We start from the raw sequence: 2,884 nt of genomic DNA, 5'->3' as shown, positions 1-2,884 counted from the left end.
CGACATCGCCACCGCCGAACACCTCGGCGAACGCGTCACCCACCACACCACCATCGTCCTCGCCGGCCGCGAAGCCCTCGGCCTCACCGCCTGACCAGGCGGACGGCGCCGCTCCCCCCTCCCGGAGTCCACCCGATGAAAAACTCAGCCCTCCTCGTCCGCACCGCCCTCGGTCCGGCCATCGGCGGCACGCTCTTCTACGTCGCCGGCCACTACCTGCCGCCCACCCCCTACTGGGACAGCTTCCTGCGGGTGCTGCCCGCCGGCCTCGTCCTGCTGGCGATCCGCCCCGCCCTGCCGCGCGGTGACTGGTGGTGGAAGTCGCTCGTGCTCGGCACGCTCAACATGGGCCTGTTCACGCTGTTCCTGCTGATCTCCGCCCAGCGTCTGCCCGGCGGTGTCGCGGCCACCCTGAACGCGACCTCCAGCCTCGTCGCCATCGCCGTGGCGTCGGTGGTGCTGAAGGAGAAGATCCGGCCGCACCACTACATCGCCTGCCTGATCGGCGTCAGCGGTGTCGCACTGCTCGTGCTGCGCAGCTCGGCCTCGCTCGACGCGATCGGCGTCCTCGCTGGCATCGGCAGCGCCTCCAGCATGGGTGTCGGCAGCGTCCTGGCCCGCAAGTGGGGCCGCCCCGAGGGCGTGCACAGCCTCACCACGGCCGGCTGGACCCTGCTCGGCGCCGCCGTCGTCCTGCTGCCGCTGTCCCTCATCTTCGAGGGCGCGCCGCCGAGCTTCAGCGGCAAGCAGCTGGCGGGCCTGGCCTGGGCCGCGTTCGTGGTCGGCGCGCTCGGCTTCGCCCTGTTCCTCTCCGGCGTCCAGCGGCTGCCGGTGTCCCAGTCGGCGCCGCTGCCCCTGATGAACCCGGTCACCGCGGCCCTGCTCGGCTGGCTGGCCGTCGGCGAGAAGCTCACCGCGTGGCAGGCCCTCGGCGGTGTGCTGGTGTGCACCGCGATCCTCCTGGTCGCCAACCCGAACCTGCTGGGCCGCTTCTTCACCAAGCCGGAGCCGGCGAAGGCCACGGCCCCGGCCCCGATCCCCGCCGACGACACGCAGCAGGTCGCGTCGTCCTCGTAGGCCGCCGCGCGGTCTGTTCCTGGACACGGGAGAACGCATGAAGAACTACGACGTCGCCGTGATCGGCGCCGGCCCCACCGGGCTGGTCCTCGCGGGACTGCTCTCACGGGCCGGGGCGAAGGTGTTCGTCGCGGAGCGCAGGCTCCACCGCGGTGACCGGCCCAAGGCGGTCGTGCTGCACGCACCGACCCTGGAACTCCTCGACTCCTTCGGGCTGCTCGACGACGTGCACGCCCGCAGCATCCCCCTCGAACGGTTCAGCTTCCACGTCAGCGGCGCCGGCTCGTACTCCGCCGAGATGACCGGGACGGACACCTTCCAGGACGGCTACCGGAACATGCCGCAGCCCCTTCTGGAAGGGCTGCTGGAGAAATACGCGCTGGAATACGGCGCACAGATCGAACACGGCGTCGGATATCTTTCCCACGAGGAAAGCGACACCGGAACGACGGTCCATTTCGACGGTCACCCCGATATCCGCTGCACGTATCTCGTCGGCAGCGACGGTCCGCGCAGCGCCGTACGGGAATCCCTCGGCATCGCGATGATCGGGCGCACCCTGACGTCGAGCTATCTGCTCGTCGAAGGGATGCCACAGGAACTGACGGGGCGCGACGAGGTCGGCATCTACGTCGGCTCCACCGGCATGGTCACCATGATGCCCATCCCCGGTGACCAGGTACTCGTGGCCGGCCCGGCCGTCACCGGGCTGTCCCTGGAACGCGGCGCCGAGGTGCCGTGGAGCCGGATCGAAGAGGCCATCGAGACCCTGGGATTCGGCCGTAGGCTGCGCCTGGCGGAGGCCATCCGCACGAGCCACTATTCCGTGGACCTGCGGACGGCCGACCGTCTGGTGGCCGGAAATGTCGTTCTGGCCGGCGATGCCGCGCATTTGAACACGCCGGCCGGGGGACAGGGGCTCAATCTCGGCATCAGTGATGCCGTCGCCCTTTCCTGGCGCATTCTCGTGGCCTTGAACGGTGGAAATCCTCAGGTGCTTTCGGGATATGATGAGGAACGTCGCTCGTACGCGGCGGAGGTCGTGAAGACGACGTTCGTCGTCCCGTTCGTCGAGCGCATCCGCGCCGCGGACGAGGCCACCCGGCCGGCCGTCCAGGCCGAGCTGGACGCGCTGGCCCTGTCCTGGAGCCAGCTCTACCCGGGCGCCGGCCACTTCCACGACGGGCGCTACGAGCTGACGGCCGGGGCGCGCGTCCCCACCGCCCTGCGGACGGACACGGGAGTGATCCCGTTCCTTCCCCCGAGCGACCGCGCCGACGCCTCGACGCTGATCCTCTTCGACGACGCGGAATCCGCGGCCCCCGCGACCGACCCGTCGATCCCCCCGGTGCGGCAGGTGCACCGCCTCCCCCGGCCCGCGCCCGGCGGCCGGATCACCGTGCCGGACGGCGCCCGCGGGCTGCTGGTCCGCCCCGACCGCCGTGTGGCCCGGGTGCTGACGGCCTGACCGGCGCAGCGCGCGAGCGCCGACCGCCAAGCGGCCGCACGGCCCGGGTGCCGGCAGCCGGGCAGGCGCCCGCAGTCCGGCGAGTGCCTGCAGTCCGGCGGGTGCCTGCAGTCCGGCGGGTGCCTGCAGTCCGACGGGTGCCTGCAATCCGGCGAGTCCCTGCCGCCTGACCGCCGGGCCACTCCGGTACCGCCTCGGCGCCAACTCCCTTTCTTCTTCCTCCTGTTCGTCTTTCGGAGTTCTTCGTCATGCCCAAGAAGCCGTCCGTCGTCATCGCCTACTACTCCGGCTACGGCCACACCGACGTCCTCGCCCAAGCCGTCGAACGCGGCGCCACCT

Annotated in this window: 2 protein-coding genes; both read left to right on the top strand. The window is 71.2% G+C overall.

The window, feature by feature from the left end; all coding sequences use genetic code 11:
• Window positions 1-135 precede the first annotated feature (135 nt).
• Window positions 136-1,077, top strand: a complete 942-nt coding sequence (locus tag ACF1AL_RS39390; protein ID WP_384201374.1) for a DMT family transporter — start codon at window positions 136-138, stop codon at window positions 1,075-1,077.
• A gap of 37 nt (window positions 1,078-1,114) precedes the next feature.
• On the top strand, window positions 1,115-2,545 hold the full coding sequence (locus ACF1AL_RS39385) for an FAD-dependent oxidoreductase (protein ID WP_391828812.1): 1,431 nt from the start codon (window positions 1,115-1,117) through the stop codon (window positions 2,543-2,545).
• Window positions 2,546-2,884 lie beyond the last annotated feature (339 nt).

This window comes from Streptomyces sp. NPDC014801, assembly GCF_043082085.1.
GTDB lineage: Bacteria > Actinomycetota > Actinomycetes > Streptomycetales > Streptomycetaceae > Streptomyces.
This window is presented reverse-complemented; position numbering and strand designations above follow the sequence as displayed.

Coding starts and splice junctions, on each gene's coding strand:
- ACF1AL_RS39385 (WP_391828812.1), top strand. CDS start 1,115: ATGAAGAACTACGACGTCGCCGTGATCGGCGCCGGCCCCACCGGGCTG.
- ACF1AL_RS39390 (WP_384201374.1), top strand. CDS start 136: ATGAAAAACTCAGCCCTCCTCGTCCGCACCGCCCTCGGTCCGGCCATC.